Origin of the sequence: Pseudonocardia xinjiangensis (assembly GCF_012911925.1) — a bacterium.
Classification (GTDB): domain Bacteria; phylum Actinomycetota; class Actinomycetes; order Mycobacteriales; family Pseudonocardiaceae; genus Pseudonocardia; species Pseudonocardia xinjiangensis.
On sequence record NZ_JAAXKY010000154.1, the window covers coordinates 1 to 16,766 of the forward strand.

At 74.0% G+C, this 16,766-nt stretch carries 15 protein-coding genes and 1 pseudogene; 13 read left to right on the forward strand and 3 right to left on the reverse strand.

Annotation, left to right across the window (positions count from 1 at the left end):
- A pseudogene (locus HF577_RS31125) lies at window positions 1-364 on the forward strand (hypothetical protein); the annotation flags it as partial.
- A 103-nt stretch (window positions 365-467) separates the two neighbouring features.
- On the forward strand, window positions 468-2,537 hold the full coding sequence (gene thrS, locus HF577_RS31130; protein WP_169399574.1) for a threonine--tRNA ligase: 2,070 nt from the start codon (window positions 468-470) through the stop codon (window positions 2,535-2,537).
- Between the two features lie 53 nt (window positions 2,538-2,590).
- On the opposite strand, the gene HF577_RS31135 is transcribed toward thrS, so the two are convergent.
- Window positions 2,591-3,301, reverse strand: a complete 711-nt coding sequence (locus HF577_RS31135) for a VOC family protein (RefSeq protein WP_169399575.1) — start codon at window positions 3,299-3,301, stop codon at window positions 2,591-2,593.
- Window positions 3,302-3,449: 148 nt separating this feature from the next.
- On the opposite strand from HF577_RS31135, the gene HF577_RS31140 reads away from it, so the two are divergent.
- From HF577_RS31140 to HF577_RS39455, 7 genes are all read left to right on the forward strand, one after another.
- The gene (locus HF577_RS31140; protein ID WP_169399576.1) at window positions 3,450-4,052 is read left to right on the forward strand and encodes an HIT family protein; all 603 of its coding nucleotides are present in this window, start codon (window positions 3,450-3,452) and stop codon (window positions 4,050-4,052) included.
- 75 nt (window positions 4,053-4,127) lie between these two features.
- A complete protein-coding gene (pgsA, locus tag HF577_RS31145; RefSeq protein ID WP_169399577.1) occupies window positions 4,128-4,766 on the forward strand; it encodes a phosphatidylinositol phosphate synthase in 639 nt (212 codons plus the stop codon).
- A gap of 122 nt (window positions 4,767-4,888) precedes the next feature.
- The gene (locus tag HF577_RS31150) at window positions 4,889-5,818 is read left to right on the forward strand and encodes a phosphatidylinositol mannoside acyltransferase (protein WP_169399578.1); all 930 of its coding nucleotides are present in this window, start codon (window positions 4,889-4,891) and stop codon (window positions 5,816-5,818) included.
- A gap of 41 nt (window positions 5,819-5,859) precedes the next feature.
- Window positions 5,860-6,993: a glycosyltransferase family 4 protein gene (locus tag HF577_RS31155; protein WP_169399585.1), complete on the forward strand. Its 1,134-nt coding sequence runs from the start codon at window positions 5,860-5,862 to the stop codon at window positions 6,991-6,993.
- Window positions 6,990-7,574: an NUDIX hydrolase gene (locus HF577_RS31160; protein ID WP_312859500.1), complete on the forward strand. Its 585-nt coding sequence runs from the start codon at window positions 6,990-6,992 to the stop codon at window positions 7,572-7,574. The genes HF577_RS31155 and HF577_RS31160 overlap by 4 nt, the downstream gene beginning before the upstream one ends.
- A gap of 4 nt (window positions 7,575-7,578) precedes the next feature.
- The gene (gene pdxS / locus HF577_RS31165; RefSeq protein ID WP_169399579.1) at window positions 7,579-8,493 is read left to right on the forward strand and encodes a pyridoxal 5'-phosphate synthase lyase subunit PdxS; all 915 of its coding nucleotides are present in this window, start codon (window positions 7,579-7,581) and stop codon (window positions 8,491-8,493) included.
- A gap of 236 nt (window positions 8,494-8,729) precedes the next feature.
- Window positions 8,730-10,694, forward strand: a complete 1,965-nt coding sequence (locus HF577_RS39455; protein WP_211175099.1) for a glycoside hydrolase family 16 protein — start codon at window positions 8,730-8,732, stop codon at window positions 10,692-10,694.
- Between the two features lie 42 nt (window positions 10,695-10,736).
- On the opposite strand, the gene HF577_RS31175 is transcribed toward HF577_RS39455, so the two are convergent.
- Window positions 10,737-11,291 (reverse strand): helix-turn-helix domain-containing protein, encoded by a 555-nt coding sequence (locus tag HF577_RS31175; protein ID WP_169399580.1) that lies wholly within the window; start codon window positions 11,289-11,291, stop codon window positions 10,737-10,739.
- A 54-nt stretch (window positions 11,292-11,345) separates the two neighbouring features.
- Between HF577_RS31175 and HF577_RS31180 the strand changes: the two genes are divergently transcribed.
- The 3 genes from HF577_RS31180 to HF577_RS37690 all read left to right on the forward strand — a co-directional run bounded on the left by HF577_RS31180 (window position 11,346) and on the right by HF577_RS37690 (window position 13,094).
- A complete protein-coding gene (locus HF577_RS31180; RefSeq protein WP_169399581.1) occupies window positions 11,346-12,032 on the forward strand; it encodes an AzlC family ABC transporter permease in 687 nt (228 codons plus the stop codon).
- On the forward strand, window positions 12,029-12,337 hold the full coding sequence (locus HF577_RS31185; protein ID WP_169399582.1) for an AzlD domain-containing protein: 309 nt from the start codon (window positions 12,029-12,031) through the stop codon (window positions 12,335-12,337). Before HF577_RS31180 ends, HF577_RS31185 begins: the two co-directional genes overlap by 4 nt.
- A gap of 163 nt (window positions 12,338-12,500) precedes the next feature.
- Window positions 12,501-13,094: an alpha/beta fold hydrolase gene (locus tag HF577_RS37690; RefSeq protein ID WP_246267633.1), complete on the forward strand. Its 594-nt coding sequence runs from the start codon at window positions 12,501-12,503 to the stop codon at window positions 13,092-13,094.
- On the opposite strand, the gene HF577_RS31195 is transcribed toward HF577_RS37690, so the two are convergent.
- Entirely contained in the window at window positions 13,073-15,193 is a 2,121-nt protein-coding gene (locus HF577_RS31195; RefSeq protein WP_169399583.1) for an elongation factor G-like protein EF-G2, read from the reverse strand. The two genes, HF577_RS37690 and HF577_RS31195, sit on opposite strands and share 22 nt — an antisense overlap.
- Window positions 15,194-15,359: 166 nt before the next feature.
- Here HF577_RS31195 and HF577_RS31200 point away from each other — a divergent pair, with 166 nt between their 5' ends.
- Window positions 15,360-16,754: an NAD-dependent malic enzyme gene (locus HF577_RS31200; RefSeq protein ID WP_169399584.1), complete on the forward strand. Its 1,395-nt coding sequence runs from the start codon at window positions 15,360-15,362 to the stop codon at window positions 16,752-16,754.
- The last annotated feature ends 12 nt before the right edge of the window (window positions 16,755-16,766 follow it).

Here is a 16,766-nt window from a genome sequence, read left to right on the forward strand (position 1 = left end):
CCCCCCGGTGGCGGTGCCGGCGGTCCCGCCGGTGCCCGTCCCCCGGCCCCGGCCGGCGCCGGTCGCACCACCGCTGCCGGTGCCCCACCCGCGGCGCTCGTCCGCACCGGGCCCGGCCGGCCAGCAGCCCGCGCTGGTCACCCTCACCGGGCTGCGCCCGCCCGCCCGGGCCGGAGCGCTGGCGGTGCTGGCGCTGCAGCACGTCGAGCCCCGGGTGGCCGTCGAGGTGCCGCTTCCGCGGCGCCGTCCGTCGCCTCGGCCGGTGCCCCTGGTCCCGGCCGGTGAGGCCGTCCTGCCCCAGGCGTGGGCCCAGGACGTCGGCGCGTTGCAGCGGGTACTCGCCGGGTTGCGGAAGCTGGCCTGAGGGATCCGGCCGGCCGTGGGGCGGCCCGCCACGCTGCCGGAAACCACGTCGCGCGACACCTCTACCATCGACAGGTACATCGTCTGACTGCTGGAGGCCTCCCGTGTCCGCGCCCGTATCTCCCGTCGCGTCCGCCCCCGTCCGGGTGCCGGCCGGGACGACGGCGGGCTCCGCCGTGCGTGAGGCGGGTCTGCCCACCAGCGGCCCGAGCACCGTCGTCGTCGTCCGCGATCCCGAGGGGCGGCTGCGCGACCTCGCGTGGATGCCCGAGGGCGACGTCGAGGTGCAGCCCGTCGGCGCCGACACCGAGGACGGCCGCAGCGTCATCCGGCACTCGGCGGCGCACGTGCTCGCCCAGGCCGTGCAGCAGCTGTACCCCGACGCGAAGCTCGGGATCGGACCGCCGATCACCGACGGCTTCTACTACGACTTCGACGTGGACAAGCCCTTCACGCCCGACGATCTCACCAAGATCGAGTCGGCGATGAAGAAGATCATCAAGGCCGGGCAGCGGTTCTCCCGGCGCCGCTTCGACTCGCTCGAGGACGCCCGCGAGGAGCTCGCCGACGAGCCGTACAAGCTCGAGCTGATCGAGCTCAAGGGCGGCCCGGAGTCCGAGGCGGCCGAGGACGGCGAGGTCATGGAGGTCGACGCCTCCGGCGAGCTGACCATCTACGACAACGTGCACGCCCACACCGGCGCGACCGTGTGGTCCGACCTGTGCCGTGGGCCGCACATCCCCACCACCCGCTTCATCCCCGCCTTCACGCTCACCCGGACCGCCGCGGCGTACTGGCGGGGGAGTGAGAAGAACCCGCAGCTGCAGCGCATCTACGGCACCGCGTGGGAGAGCCAGGAGGCCCTCGACGCGCACCTGGAGCGGCTGGCCGAGGCCGAGCGCCGCGACCACCGCCGCCTCGGTGCGGAGCTCGACCTGTTCTCCTTCCCCGACGAGCTGGGCTCTGGCCTGCCGGTGTTCCACCCGAAGGGCGGGATCATCCGGCGCGAGCTGGAGGACTACTCCCGCCGCCGGCACGAGGAGGCGGGCTACGAGTTCGTCTACACCCCGCACATCACAAAGGGCCGGCTCTACGAGATCTCCGGCCACCTCGACTGGTACGCCGACGGGATGTTCCCGGCGATGCACCTCGACGAGGAGCGCGGCCCGGACGGCGAGGTGCGCAAGCCGGGGCAGGACTACTACCTCAAGCCGATGAACTGCCCCATGCACATCCTGATCTTCGACTCGCGGGGCCGGTCGTACCGGGAGCTGCCGCTGCGCGAGTTCGAGTTCGGCTCCGTGTACCGCTACGAGAAGTCGGGCGTGATCCACGGGCTCACCCGCGTGCGCGGCATGACCCAGGACGACGCCCACATCTTCTGCACCCCGGAGCAGGTGCAGGACGAGCTCAAGTCGCTTCTGAAGTTCGTGCTCGACCTGCTGCGCGACTACGGCCTCGACGACTTCTACCTCGAGCTGTCCACCCGCAACCCCGACAAGTCCGTCGGCACCGACGAGATGTGGGAGCGGTCCACCGAGGCGCTGCGCGAGGCCGCCGAGCACTCGGGCCTCGATCTCGTCGCCGACCCCGGCGGCGCGGCGTTCTACGGGCCGAAGATCTCGGTGCAGGCGCGCGACGCGATCGGCCGCACCTGGCAGATGTCGACCATCCAGCTCGACCTCAACCTGCCCGAGCGGTTCGGCCTGGAGTACACGGCGGCCGACGGCTCGCGCCAGCGGCCGGTGATGATCCACCGCGCCCTGTTCGGCTCCATCGAGCGGTTCTTCGGCGTGCTCACCGAGCACTACGCCGGCGCGTTCCCCGCGTGGCTCGCTCCCGTGCAGGTCGTCGCGATCCCGGTCACCGACGACCAGGTCGGCTACGTGGAGGACGTCGCCGTGCAGCTGCGCAAGCAGGGCGTGCGGGTCGAGGTCGACGCGAGCGACGACCGGATGCAGAAGAAGATCCGCACCCACACGCTGCAGAAGGTGCCGTTCCTGATGCTGGTGGGCGGCCGTGACGTCGAGGCGGGCGCGGTCAGCTTCCGGTTCCGCGACGGGTCCCAGCTCAACGGGATCCCGGTGGCCGACGCCGTGGCCACGGTCGTCGACTGGATTGCGAGCCGGAACAACACCTCGCCGACGGGCGACGTCTTCGCGGCGGCCCCGTAGCGGCCTGTACCGGCTTCCGGCTCACCTCGCCGGTGGTCCGGCTGGCTGCTGGCTCAGGACTGCTGGGCCAGGATGCAGAACTCGTTGCCGGAGGGATCGGCGCACACGAGCCACGGATGGTCGGACGGGTCGGTGCGTGGGGTGGCTCCCCACGCCGCGATGCGTTCGACGATGTCGTGGTCCCGGGCGTCGGGGCGCACGTCGAGGTGCAGCCGGTTCTTCCCGCGTTTGGGCTCGGGCTCGGGACAGAGCTCGAGCAGGGGGCCGACGCCCGAGGGGTGACGCAGTGTCGTCGCCCCGGACGTCCCGGCTCGGGGCACCCAGCCGGTGATCTCCGCCCAGAACGCGGCGTCCCTGTCCGGATCAGCGCTGTCGAGCGGCAGCGCTGCGATGGGTCCGGTGTCGCGGTAGACGTCGCGGTCCTCCATCACGCAGAAGGCGTTGCCTTCGGGGTCGGTGAGGACCACCCAGGGCACCGCGCCCTGGCCGATGTCGGCGTGCTCGGCGCCGAGGTCGAGCAGCCTCTGCACGATCTCCTGCTGCCGCGCTCCGCCGGAGAGGTCGGGATGCAGGCGGGCCGGTGAGGCAGAGGGCGAGGCCACCCGCTGGAAGCACAGATCGAGGAAGGCGTCGTCGGCGAGGCGCAGCCGAGCTTCGACGAGGTCCGGCTCGTTCGTGATCGGCTCCGCGCCGAGGGCGGCCGCCCAGAACCGGCCGAGCCGGTGGGGATCACGGGCGTCCCAGATGATGTTCTCGAGTCTCACCGGCGCTACTGTGCAGCGGGTGGGGCGCCGGTGCAAACACCCGGCCCGAGGGGCGACCGGTGCCGAGATCAGCGCGGTGGACGTGACGTCCCCGGGTCCTCGGTGATCACTCCGCCGACGTTCCCGGCGGTGACATTAGGATCGGAGCATGAGCGACGCGGCCCAGCCGGGCGAGACCGACGGCCCGGCCGAGCCGGTGGTCGAGCTGCGGGACGGCGTCGGAACGCCCGACGGCTTCCGCAGGCTGTGGACGCCGCACCGCATGGCCTACATCAAGGACGCCGGGGGCGACGGCTGCCCGTTCTGCCGCATCCCCAGCCTGTCCGACGAGGAGGGCCTCGTCGTCGCCCGCGGGCGCACGGTGTACGCGGTGCTGAACCTGCACCCGTACAACCCGGGCCACCTCATGGTGCTGCCTTACCGGCACGTGGCCGAGCTGGAGGATCTCACCCCCGAGGAGGGGGTCGAGCTCATGACGTTCACACAGGCGGCCGTGCGGGCGTTGAAGCAGGTCGCGGCGCCGCACGCGTTCAACGTCGGGATCAACCTCGGCACCGTTGCGGGCGGCTCGCTGGCCGAGCACCTGCACCAGCACGTCGTGCCGCGCTGGGGAGGCGACGCCAACTTCATCGCGGTCGTCGGGCAGACGAAGGTGATCCCGCAGCTGTTGTCGGAGACCCGGGCGCTGCTCGCGCAGGCCTGGGCGCCGGTCGGAGAGCCGCAGGGAGGGGCGTCGACCGACCCGGGCTAGGCTGCAGACGGTCCAGGCGGGTGCCGGCGCGCTGCGGCCGGCCGGCGCAGGGCCCCGGTCGACAAGCAGGAGTCCATGCTCAACGTCCTTGCCCGCGTGCGCATCAACCGCGTGACCGACCCGATCGGCCGGTGGCTCGTCGGGCACGGCGTCGCACCCGACGTGGTCACCGTCGTCGGCACTGTCGGCACCGTCGCCGCGGCGCTCTGGTTCCTGCCGCGGGACCAGCTGTTCGTCGGCACGGTGGTGGTCACCGTCTTCGTGCTGTTCGACCTCATCGACGGCGCCATGGCCCGGGCCAGGGGCCACGGCACGCCGTTCGGCGCGGTGCTCGACTCCACGTGCGACCGGGTGGCCGACGGCGCGGTGTTCGCCGCGATCACCTGGTGGTGCCTCGGCGTGGGGGACCAGCGCCTCCTGGGCGTCGCGGCGCTGGTCTGCCTGGTCGCCGGCCAGCTCGTCTCCTACATCAAGGCGCGGGCCGAGGGCGCCGGGCTGTCCGCCGACGGCGGCCTCGTCGAGAGGGCCGAGCGGCTGATCGTCGCGCTGGTCGGCACCGGGCTGCACGGCCTCGGGGTGCCCTACGCCCTGCCCGTCGCGCTGTGCGTGCTGGCCGTGGCGTCGGTGTGGACCGTCGGGCAGCGGATCCTCGCCGTGTACCGGAGCGCGCAGGCCGTGGCGAGCGACTCCGCCGACCCCGCGCCGGGCCCGTGACCGCCCGGCTCGATCCGCCCCACGCCGGGCCACCGCCGCAGGCCGGGACGCCGTGGCGCGGCGGGCGAGCGCAGGTCGATCCGGTCCCCGGGACGGCGGCTGGGCCCCGCTTCGCGGAGCGCGTGGCCGATGCCGAGTTCGCGGCGGCCTGGCGGCTCGTGCGCGCGCTCCCGGCCGGGGCGGCGTCCGGGCTCTTCCGGTTCGGTGCCGACCTCGCCACCCGCCGCGGCGGGGCCGGGGTCGCGCAGCTGCGGGCCAACCTGGCGCGGGTGGTCCCGGCCGCGACCCCGGCCGAGGTCGACGCGCTGGTGCGCGAGGCCATGCGCAGCTACGCGCGCTACTGGTGCGAGGCCTTCCGGCTGCCGTCGATGGACCCGGCGGACGTCCACGCCCGGATGGACCCGTTCTTCACGGGCACCGGCCCGTTCTTCGAGGCGCTGGACGCCGGGCGCGGGGTGGTCTTCGCGGTGCCGCACAGCGGCAACTGGGACGCTGCCGGCGTGTGGCTGGTGGAGGAGCTGCGCCGGCGGGGCCTGCCCGCCGGGTTCACGACCGTGGCGCAGCGGTTGCGTCCGGAGTCGCTCTACCGGCGGTTCGTCGCCTACCGGGAGCTGCTCGGGTTCGAGGTCGTGGCCGCCGAGGACGCCGTCGCCGCCCACCGTGCCCTCACCCGGCGGCTGCGCGCCGGGGGCGTCGTCTGCCTGGTGGCGGAACGGGACATCACCGGCACCGGCGTGGAGGTGCAGTTCCTCGGCGAACCGGCGCGCTTCCCCACCGGCCCGGCCCGGCTCGCGGCCCTCACCGGCGCCGTCCTGATGCCGGCCTACCCGCACTTCCGGCCGGGGGGCTGGGTGGTGCCGATCGGGGAGCCGGTGCCGGTCGGCGACGGCTCACCCCTGCGCGGCACGGGCGGGACGCGGGCCGCGGTCGCCGAGGCGACGCAGGCGATCGCCGACGCGTTCGGCAGGCTGATCGCGCAGGCCCCGGCGGACTGGCACGCGCTGCAGCCGATCTGGACGGCCGACCACGTCGCCCGGGCGGAGGCGGGATGACCGAGATCGTGCACCCGGCGTCGTCACGCCGAGGACCCCCGCTGCGGATCGGCATCGTCTGCCCGTACTCGCTCGACGTCCCGGGCGGGGTGCAGGCCCATGTGGTCGGCCTCGCGGGCGCGCTGGAGGACCTCGGCCACAGCGTGAGCGTGCTCGCCCCCGCGGGCGACGACACGCCCGTGCCCACGTTCGTCACCCCGACCGGGCGGGCGATGGGGGTGCCCTACAACGGCTCGGTGGCGCGAGTGTCGTTCGGGCCCGTCACCTACGCGCGGGCCCGGCGCTGGCTCGCCGGCAACTCCTTCGACGTGCTGCACCTGCACGAGCCCACGACGTTCAGCCTGTCGGTGCTGACCCTCTTCGCCGCCGAGGGCCCCATCGTGGCCACGTTCCACACCTCCACCGACCGGTCGCGGGCGCTGAGCGCGTTCGGGGGGATGCTGCGACCGCTGATGGAGAAGGTCACGGCCCGCATCGCGGTGTCGCCACTGGCCCGCCGGGTGCAGGTCCAGCACCTGGGTGGCGACGCCGTGGAGATCCCCAACGGCGTCGACATCCCCGCCTTCGCCGACGGGCCACTCCTACCCGGCCATCCCCGGCCGGGCACCGTCGGTTTCCTCGGCCGGTTCGACGAGTCGCGCAAGGGGATGCCCGTGCTGCTCGACGCGCTGCGGGCACTGGCGCCCACGCGGCCCGACCTGCGCGTGCTGGTCGTGGGCCGGGGCGACGTCGGTGCGCTGCGGCGCGCGGCGGGCCCGGTGGCCGACCGGCTCGACGTCCTCGGAGCCGTCGACGACGCCACCAAGGCCGCGGCACTGCGGTCGGTCGACGTGTTCTGCGCGCCGAACCTCGGCGGCGAGAGCTTCGGCATCGTGCTGGCGGAGGCGATGGCCGCCGGAGCGCCGGTGCTGGCGAGCGACCTCGACGCCTTCCGGGCCGTGCTGGGCGACTCGCAGGCAGGAGCCCTGTTCCCGACGGGGGATGCCGCCGCACTCGCGGCGGCGCTCCCCACCCTGCTGGACGACCCACCGCTGCGGGCGGCGATGTCCGCGGCCGGCCGGCTGCGGGCCGCCGACTTCGGCTGGCCCGCCGTCGCCGCATCCGTGGTGCGGGTCTACCGCGCCGCGGTGGCGGCCGATCCCCGCGGGGTCGCCGTCGGTCGGGGGGCGTCGTGACCGGTGCGCTCTGGACGGCGGCCGTCGTCGCCGCTCTCGTGCTGGCCTGGGTGGTCCTGCAGACCATCGTCAGGGTGCGGCGGCTGGACCGCCTGCATGCGCGCACCGACGCCGCCCGGGCGGGCCTGGAGTCCGCGCTGGAGCGGCGGGCCGCGGCGGCGCTGGCGGCCGCGGCGGTCACCCCCGGGAACCAGACCGACCGGCTGCGGGCGGCGGTGGCGGCGGCCCGTGCGCCCACCGGCGACCGGGAGGCCGCGGAGAACGTGCTCGGCCGAGCGCTCGCGGCCGTCGACCGGGCGGTGCTGCCCCCGGCGGTGCTGGAGGAGCTCGTCGACGCCGAACAGCTGCTCATCCTGGCGCGGCGGGTGTACAACGACGCCGTGCGCGACACCCTCGGGCTGCGGTCGCGCCGGCTGGTGCGCTGGCTGCATCTCGCCGGCACCGCGCCGCTGCCGGCGTACTTCGAGATCGCCGACGCCGAGGCCGGAGTGACGACTGTCGCGCCGGCCACCAATCCGGACTTGCAGGTCGTTGCTCTGAAGTACGATCGGGTGTCCGCAGATCGTAGAACCGAGGGGTAGAACCGTGTCGTCGGAAACGTCCAAGACCACCGCCGGCCCAGCGCTGGGCACCGCACGCGTCAAGCGCGGGATGGCGGAGATGCTCAAGGGCGGCGTGATCATGGACGTGGTCGACGCCGACCAGGCCAAGATCGCCGAGGACGCGGGCGCCGTCGCAGTGATGGCGCTCGAGCGCGTGCCGGCCGACATCCGCGCCCAGGGCGGGGTGGCGCGGATGAGCGACCCCGACATGATCCAGGGCATCATCGACGCCGTCTCGATCCCGGTGATGGCCAAGGCGCGGATCGGCCACTTCGTCGAGGCGCAGGTGCTGCAGTCGCTCGGCGTCGACTACGTCGACGAGTCCGAGGTGCTCACCCCGGCCGACGAGGCGCACCACATCGACAAGTGGGCGTTCACCGTCCCCTTCGTCTGTGGTGCCACCAACCTCGGGGAGGCCCTGCGCCGCATCTCCGAGGGCGCGGCCATGATCCGCTCGAAGGGCGAGGCGGGCACGGGCAACGTCGTCGAGGCCACGCGCCACATGCGGTCCATCCGGTCGGAGATCCGCCGGTTGACCACGCTCGACGAGGCCGAGCTCTACGTCGCCGCGAAGGAGCTGCGGGCTCCGGTGGAGCTGGTGGCGGAGGTCGCCCGCGCGGGCAAGCTGCCGGTGGTGCTCTTCACCGCGGGCGGCATCGCCACCCCGGCCGACGCGGCCATGATGCGGCAGCTCGGGGCCGAGGGTGTGTTCGTGGGCTCGGGCATCTTCAAGTCGGGCGACCCTGCGCAGCGTGCCGAGGCCATCGTCAAGGCCACCACGTTCTTCGACGACCCCGACGTCGTCGCGAAGGTCTCCCGCGGGCTGGGTGAGGCCATGGTCGGCATCAACGTCGCCGAGCTGCCCGCCGACCAGCGCTACGCCACCCGGGGCTGGTAGGCCCCTCACCCGCTCGGGGTTCACGCGCCACCCCGTAGCGCGGATTGCTCCGTTCGTCGCCGCCGTGTCACCGGTCACCGTAACCGGGACACGGCGGCGACTTCGTTCTGTGCCGCCCGCTGCTCCCCGAAGCGGTTGTCCCCCCCACACGGTCCGGTGAATGGGGCCGACTGAGTAATCGCCCGCGCCTAGGGTCCCTCGTGTCTGATCTGTGACGTGAGGGGTAGGTGAGGTAGATGAGGCGATACGCGACCATCGGGTGCATCGTCATCACCACGATGCTCAGCGGCTCGATGGCGGCGATCGCGCAACCCACTCCGCCTCCGCCGCCGGGCTGCGTGCCGGCCGGGCCCGGCCCGACGGCGGCGCCCAACCCGCCGGGGCCCACCGCTGCGCCACCCGGGGTGCTGGCCGCTCCCCGGCCGGCACCGAGCGGAGCGGTGACGGGCTCCGTCGGCGTGCCGTTGCTGGGCCGCACGGAGCAGGACCGACCGCAGCAGGCGGATGCGAGCAGGCTCGCGCAGATCCCGGTGACCCCGACCCCGGCGCCGGTCCTGCCGCCGCCCTCGATCCTGCCGCTGCCGCCGGGCCCGGTACTGCCCACGACGGTGCTCCCCGCTCCTGCGCCGGCCCCTGTGTCACCCCCGCAGGTGCTGCCGACCTCCGCGCTCCCCGTGCCCGTCCCGGGCCCGGTGTCACCGCCGGTCCCGCCGACCTCGGTGGTGCCGCTCCCTGCACTGCCCCGTCCCGTGACACCGACATCGGCGCTGCCGCTCCCCGCGCTGCCAGGTCCGGTGGCGCCCGTGTCACCGACCTCGGTGGTGCCGCGCCCCGTGGTGCCGAACCCGGTGCCGCCCGCGGTGCCGACGTCGGTCCTGCCGGCACCGCTGGTGCCGCCGGTGCCCGTACCGGCGCCGCCGCATCCCGGCCCGCTGCCCGCGCCGCAGCTGCCGGCACCGGTCCAGCAGCCGCCGGCGGCGCTCCCGACAGTGGCCCCGGCTCCGCTGTCGGCGGCGAACGTGGTGATGGTGCCGTATCCGGTGCCCTACCCCATGCCGGTGCCCTTCCCGGTCCCGTTCCCCGTGCCGATGGTGCTGACGCCGCTGGCTCCGGGGCAGGTTCCGGTGGTCCCCAGCGTGCCGCCGGTGCCGCCGGTGCCGACAGTGCCGCCCGTGCCGCCGCTGCCGACCGTCCCGCCGGTGCCGCCTGTCCCGCCGGTGCCGACTGTGCCGTTGCCACCGTTGCCGGCCCCGCCCCCTGCGCTGGCGCCGGCCCCACCGGTGCCGCCACCGGGTGTCGACTGTGACCCGGTCGGCACCACCGCCGCCGCGGTGCGGGGGTGGGGTACGCCGAACCGGGTGGACGAGTTCACCTCGGGTCTCGGCCCCAACTGGGAGCTCTACGACGGCCCGGGCCACGGGGGCAACGGACGGCGCACGCCATCGGCGGTGACCGTCCGGAACGGGGTGCTGACCATCACCGGCGACTCCCAGGGCAACACCGAGGGCATGGCGTGGAACCCGGGCCAGATGTACGGCCGCTGGGAGGGCAGGGTGCGCGCCCCGGCCTCGGACGAGACGTACAACGCGCTGATGCTGCTCTGGCCGGACGCGGAGAACTTCCCGGTGGGCGGGGAGATCGACTTCATGGAGATGATGGACCCGAGCCGCCAGACCACGGACTTCTTCCTGCACTACGGCCCGAACAACGACCAGGTGCACGGCGAGGTGCGGATCGACGGGACCCAGTGGCACAACTGGGCCGTGGAGTGGACACCCACCCACGTCGCCGCCTTCGTCGACGGCCGGGAGTGGTACCGGACCACGGACCGGAGCATCCTCCCGCCGGGGCCCATGCACCTGTGCATCCAGCTCGACTGGTTCCCGGACAGCGGTTCCGGCCCCGTCCAGGAGTCCTCCATGGAGGTGGACTGGGTGAAGCAGTACCCGCTGCCCCCCGGTGAGCTGACGAACAGCCTCGTCCAGGACCCCAAACGGACACCCGAGAAGGTGCGCGGTCCGGGCCAGGTGAAGGACGTGGCCCGGGGGGTCGGGTTGACGGGGGGCCGGTTGACCAGCTCGACCAGGGACCAGTCCGGGAGGCCGGGTCTCGTCCGGGACCCGGTCCGCGCGCTCACCGAGGGCGCCCCGGACGCGCCCCCGGCCCGTCGTGACCCGGCCGGGAGCACCGGGGGCGGCTGACCGGAGGGCGAAGGGCCGGCCGCGGTGCGCGGTGGGGGAGTGCTACACGTACTCCATCACCAGCACCGCGGCACACCCGGGCTCGAGGGCCTGGTAGAGGTGCGGGCGGTCGCCCGGGAAGCGGGCGTAGTCACCCGGAGCGAGCTCGACCTGCGCCTCGACCGGACCGGCCCGCCAGCGCCCGGCCATGACGAGCAGGTGCTCGGTGGTGCCGGGGATGTGCGCCCGGGCCTCGCGGGCCGGGCCGGGCTCGGCCGCGATGACGTGGAGGTCGCGCCGTGCCCCCGGTGGGCAGGCGGCGAGCAGGGTGCCCGTGAACGGGGAGTGCTCGGACGGGATGGCCAGGCCCTCACCCGCCCGCAACACGTGGACGGGGGCCGCCGGTGGGTCCACCAGGCGGCTGAACGGGACCTCGAGCACCACGGCGAGCGCCCAGAGGGTCTCGACGCTGGGGTTGCCGGCGCCCGCCTCGAGCTGGGAGACCGTCGACTTCGCGATGCCGGCCCTGCGGGCGAGCTCGGCCGAGGAGAGGCCGTGCCGCTCCCGCTCCCGGCGGAGCGCGGCGGCGATCGTCGCCAGCGGTGCCGTTCGATCCATCAGTATCCTCGTTCGGCTTGACGAACGGTTTGGTAACCGTTCACTCTATCGGTCATGCGTTCGCTACGCCGAACAATAGACCGCGATGACCTCCGGGACGCCCTGGCCCTGGCGGCCGCCGTCGGGGTGGTGGGGGCCTCGTTCGGTGCTCTCGCTGCCGCGGCGGGGGTGCCGGTCCTGCTCGCCATGACCCTGTCGCTGCTGGTGTTCGCGGGCGGTGCCCAGTTCCTCGTCGTCGCCGTGGTGGCCGCGGGGGGCGGCGCGATCGCCGCACTGGCCGCCGGGCTGCTGCTCAACGTGCGGCACGTGCCGTTCGGGCTAACGGTCGGGGGCAACATCGCCGATCGCTGGCCGTTGCGGCTGCTCGGAACGCACCTCATGGTCGACGAGAGCGTGGCGTTCTCCCGGGCCCGGGGTAGTGGCCGGCGGGCCCGCACCGCGTACTGGCTCTGCGGCTCGCTGCTGTTCGTCTTCTGGAACGTGGGGACGGTGGTCGGGGTGCTGGCGGGTGGCGCCGTCCCCGACCCGGACACCTTCGGGGTGGACGCCGCCTTCCCCGCGGCGCTGCTGGCTCTGCTGCTGCCGTCACTGCACCGGGCCGACGCGCGCCGGGTGGGGCTGGCCGCGGCCGCGCTGGCGCTGCTGGCGACGCCGCTGCTGCCGCCGGGGGTGCCGGTGCTGGTCGGCCTGCTCGGCCTGGTCGTCGCGCGGCTGCCCGGTGACCGGCGGGAGGCGGCGTGAACTGGCCGGTCGTCGTGGCCCTCGCCGCGGGCACCTACGCGCTGCGGCTGGCCGGGGTCGTCCTGCGCGACCGGGTGCGCGTCCCCGCGCGGGTGGAGCGTTACGTCGACCTCGGGGCCACTGCGCTGCTCGTGGCGCTGGTGGCCACGGCCGCGTTCACCGACGGCAGCGGGTTCGCCGGCTGGGCCCGGCCCGCCGGCGTCGCCGTGGGTGCGCTCGCCGCCTGGCGCAAGGTGCCGTTCGTGCTGGTCGTCGTCCTGGCCGCGGCCACCACCGCGGGGCTGCGGTATCTCGGCGTGCCCTGACACGTCATCGGACGGCATGTCGGAGCCGTACCGTGGCGATCGTGGCGAACACCGGGGGAGAACGACGACCTGCGGACGTCAACGGCGTCCGGCTGCGGGTGCTGGACGAGGGCGAGGGTCCGCTCCTCCTGCTGCTGCACGGGTTTCCCGAGAGCGCGTACTCGTGGCGGCACCAGATCGCACCGCTGGTGGCGGCCGGGTACCGGGTCGTCGCGCCCGAGCAGTCGAGCAGCCGGATGTCGCCGACCGTGAGTTCGGCCGCGACGTGCGGGCGACCCTGCGCCGGTTCTTCCATGCGCTCAGCGGCGACAACACCGAGAACCCACAGCCGCTGCTCGTACCGCACGGGGGCGGCCTCCTGGACGGCATGCCTGACCCCCGCGAGAGCCCGGAGTGGCTGAGCGAGGCGGACCTCGACGTCTTCGCCGGGCAGTTCGACGCCCTCGGGTTCACCGGCGCCCTCGACTGGTACCGCAACCTCGACCGCAACTGGGAGCTGACCGCGCCCTTCGAGGGAGCGGCGCTCCGCATGCCCGCCCTGTACGTCGTCGGGGACCGCGATCCCGTTCTGGCGTTCGCCCACACGATCGAGGCGCTCGACGCACTCGGTCGCGTGCATCCCGGCCTCCGCGAGCCGGTGATCCTTCCCGGCTGCGGCCACTGGACACAGCAGGAGCGCCCCGACGAGGTCACTGCTGAGCTACTGGGCTTCCTGCAGTCCCTGCCGGCGCCGGGTCAGCCCGGGGCCACGTCGTAACGGGCGGACCGCCGGGTGAACGTCGCCGCGCCGCTCGTCATCGCACGCAGGTCGACGGCGTAGCGGCACAGCTCCGTGCAGGGCACCTCGGCCCGCACCAGTGACCTGCCCGGACCGGCGAGGTCGGTGCCGAGCACCCGCCCGCGCCGTCCGGAGAGATCCCCGAGCACGGCTCCGAGGTGCTCGTCCGGTACCCGCACCGTCACCTCGTCATACGGCTCGAGGACCTGCACGCCGCACGCCTCCGCCGCCTCCCGCAGGGCGATCGCGCCCGCGGTCTGGAACGCGGCGTCCGAGGAGTCGACGCTGTGGGCCTTGCCGTCCACGAGGGTGGCGCGGAAGTCGACGACCGGGTGGTGGTCCTCGGTCAGCCCGCGCGCGGCCTGGGCCCGCACCCCCTTCTCGACGCTCGGGATGAACTGGTGGGGGACCGACCCGCCGAAGATCTTGTCGACGAACTCGATGCCCGCCCCACGCGGCAGCGGCTCGAACTCGATGTGGCAGACGGCGTACTGGCCGTGCCCACCGGACTGCTTGACGTGGCGTCCGGTCACCCGCGCAGGCGCGGCCAGGGTGGTCCGCAGCGGGATGCGCACCGGTTCGGTGTCGACGTCGGCCCCGCCGGCGCGCAGCCGCGACAGCACGACGTCGGCGTGGGCCTCGCCCATGCACCACAGCACGGTCTGGTGGGTCTCCTGGTTGCGTTCCAGGTGCAGCGTCGGGTCGGCCGCGACGATCTTCCCGAGCGTCTTGACCAGCGCGTCCTCGTCCCCCCGCGTCCGGGCCGCCACCGCGACGGGCAGCAGCGGGCGGGGCAGGTCCCAGCAGGAGAGCAGCAGCGGGTGCTCGGCGGCCGACACCGTGTCCCCGGTCTCGGCGGTCCCGAGCTTGGTGAGGGCGCAGATGTCGCCCGCCACGCACGCCTCCACCTCGCGCAGCGTTGCCCCGAGCGGGGCGTAGACGTGCGCGAGGCGCTCGTCGGCGTCGTGCCCGTCGGAGCCTGCGCCGTTCGACTCCCCGTCGCGCTGGGTCGGGATGCTCACGTGGTGCCCGCTCACGTGCACCGTCGACTCCGGGCGCAGCGTCCCGGAGAAGACCCGCACCAGGGAGACGCGCCCCACGTAGGGGTCGGCGGAGGTCCGCACGATCTCGGCGGCCAGCGGTCCGTCGGGATCGGCCGTGAGCGGCGGGTGCGCCGCGCCCTCGACGCCGCTGACCGGCGGGAGCGGGCGCTCCAGCGGTGAGGGGAAGCCGCCGGTGAGCACCTCGAGGAGCGCGTCGAGCCCCGTCCCGCTGCTCGCGCAGACCGGGATCACCGGGTGGAACGACCCGCGGGAGACGGCGGTCTCGAGGTCGTCGACGAGGGTGGTGACGTCCAGTTCCTCGCCACCGAGGTAGCGCTCCATGAGCGACTCGTCCTCGGACTGTTCGATGATGCCCTCGACCAGTTCGCTGCGGGCGTCCTCGGCGCCGGGTGGGGCCTGTCCCGGCGGAGTCTGCGAGAGCAGGCCGTAGAGGCCGGTGAGCCGGTCCCCGTCGCGGATGGGCAGGTAGAGCGGGGCGACGCCGCTGCCGAACGCCTCCTGGCAGGCGGCGATCGTGGCTTCGAGGTCGGCGCGGGCGTGGTCGCAGCGGGCGACCACCACGGCACGGGGCATGCCGACGGCGGCACATTCCTCCCACTGCGCGACGGCGGCAGGGTCGATCGCGCCCTCGCGTCCCTCGTTGGCCGGCACGACGAACAGCGCGGCGTCGGCGGCGCGCAACCCCGCGCGCAGCTCGCCGACGAAGTCCCCGTAGCCGGGGGTGTCGATCAGGTTGATCTTGGTGTCCTCGTGCAGCAGGGGAGCCACGGAGAGCGCGACGGACCGCTGCTGCCGGACCGCCGCCGGGTCGTGGTCGCAGACCGTTGTGCCTTCCACCACTGCGCCGGGCCGCGGTATCGCGGCGGTGTGGGCGAGCAGCGCCTCCACCAGCGTCGTCTTCCCCGACCCCGACGGTCCGACGAGGACCACGTTCCGTACCCGGGACGGATCGCTGACGGTGGGAACCGGTGTCCGGTTTCCGCTCCGCTGCCCGGCTTCTGCTCTGACGGCCATGGGGGACCACCTCCGCGGCACTGCGTCGACGTCCGAAGCTGACGTGTGCGTCATCTCACACCCGACCCCGGGCGGTCACAACCCCTCGCGGCGCATCGGGCGGAGATCGGCGCGACGGGACCCCGGCCCGGACCGGCCCCGAGTGCACCGGCGGTAGTGTTCTGGGGTGCCAGTTCCCGGTCCCGGATACGCCATCACCGCGCGCGTCGAGGCGCCCGCCTCCGCCAGTGCCGCAGGCGACATCACGATGGCGGTCGGCCGCGTCGGCGGCGTCGTCACCGCGTTCGACGTGGTCGAGTCGCACACCCGGACGCTCATCGTCGACATCAGCTGCAACGCCCTCAACGAGGCCCACGCCAGCGAGATCACCGCGGCGCTCGAGGCGCTGCCGGGCGTGCGGGTGCGCAAGGTCTCCGACCGCACGTTCCTGCTGCACCTCGGGGGCAAGCTGAGCGTCGAGTCCAAGGTCAGCCTGCGCAACCGCGACGACCTCTCGCGGGCCTACACGCCCGGCGTCGCCCGCGTCTGCCAGGCCATCGCGGCCAACCCCGCCGACGCGAGGCGCCTGACGATCAAGCGCAACACGGTCGCGGTCGTCACCGACGGCTCCGCGGTGCTCGGGCTCGGCAACCTCGGTGCCGCGGCCGCGATGCCGGTGATGGAGGGCAAGGCGGCGCTGTTCAAGCGGTTCGCCGGCGTGGACGCCTGGCCGGTGTGCCTGGACACCCAGGACACCGAGGAGATCATCCGCACCGTCCAGATCCTCGCCCCGGCCTACGGCGGCATCAACCTCGAGGACATCGCCGCGCCGCGCTGCTTCGAGATCGAGGCGCGCCTGCGCGAGCTGCTCGACATCCCGGTCTTCCACGACGACCAGCACGGCACGGCGGTGGTCGTGCTCGGCGCCCTGCGCAACGCCCTGCGCGTGGTGGGCAAGAAGATCTCCGACTGCAAGATCGTGGTGTGCGGGGTCGGCGCCGCCGGTTCGGCCGTGATCCGGTTGCTGCGTTCGAGCGCGCCCGGCGACGTGCTGGCCGTCGACATCGACGGCATCGTCCACCCGGGGCGCGACGGTCTCGACGACAACCTGCGCTGGATCGCCGAGCACACCAACGAGGCGCGGGTGTCCGGCACGCTGGCCGACGCCCTCGTCGACGCCGACGTGTTCATCGGGGTGTCCGCGCCCAACCTGTTCGGCGCCGAGGAGCTCGCCACCATGGCTCCCGACTCGATCGTGTTCGCGCTGGCCAACCCCGACCCCGAGATCGACCCGGCGATCGCCACGGCCCACGCCGCCGTGGTGGCCACCGGCCGCTCGGACTACCCCAACCAGATCAACAACGTGCTCGCGTTCCCCGGGGTGTTCCGGGGCCTGCTGGACGCCCAGGCCCGCGACATCACCGACGCCATGCTGCTCGCCGCCGCGGCCGCGATCGCCGACGTCGTCGCCGAGCCGAACCCGTCGTTCATCGTGCCGAGCGTCTTCGACGCCGCGGTCGCCCCCGCGGTGGCCGAGGCCGTCCGTTCCGCCACGGGGAAGCAGGACGTGGCCCCGGTCTGACACCGCCCACCC

Coding starts and splice junctions, on each gene's coding strand:
- HF577_RS31140 (WP_169399576.1), top strand. CDS start 3,450: ATGAGCGACGCGGCCCAGCCGGGCGAGACCGACGGCCCGGCCGAGCCG.
- pgsA (WP_169399577.1), top strand. CDS start 4,128: ATGCTCAACGTCCTTGCCCGCGTGCGCATCAACCGCGTGACCGACCCG.
- HF577_RS39455 (WP_211175099.1), top strand. CDS start 8,730: ATGAGGCGATACGCGACCATCGGGTGCATCGTCATCACCACGATGCTC.
- HF577_RS31175 (WP_169399580.1), bottom strand. CDS start 11,291: ATGGATCGAACGGCACCGCTGGCGACGATCGCCGCCGCGCTCCGCCGG.
- HF577_RS31180 (WP_169399581.1), top strand. CDS start 11,346: ATGCGTTCGCTACGCCGAACAATAGACCGCGATGACCTCCGGGACGCC.
- HF577_RS31195 (WP_169399583.1), bottom strand. CDS start 15,193: ATGGCCGTCAGAGCAGAAGCCGGGCAGCGGAGCGGAAACCGGACACCG.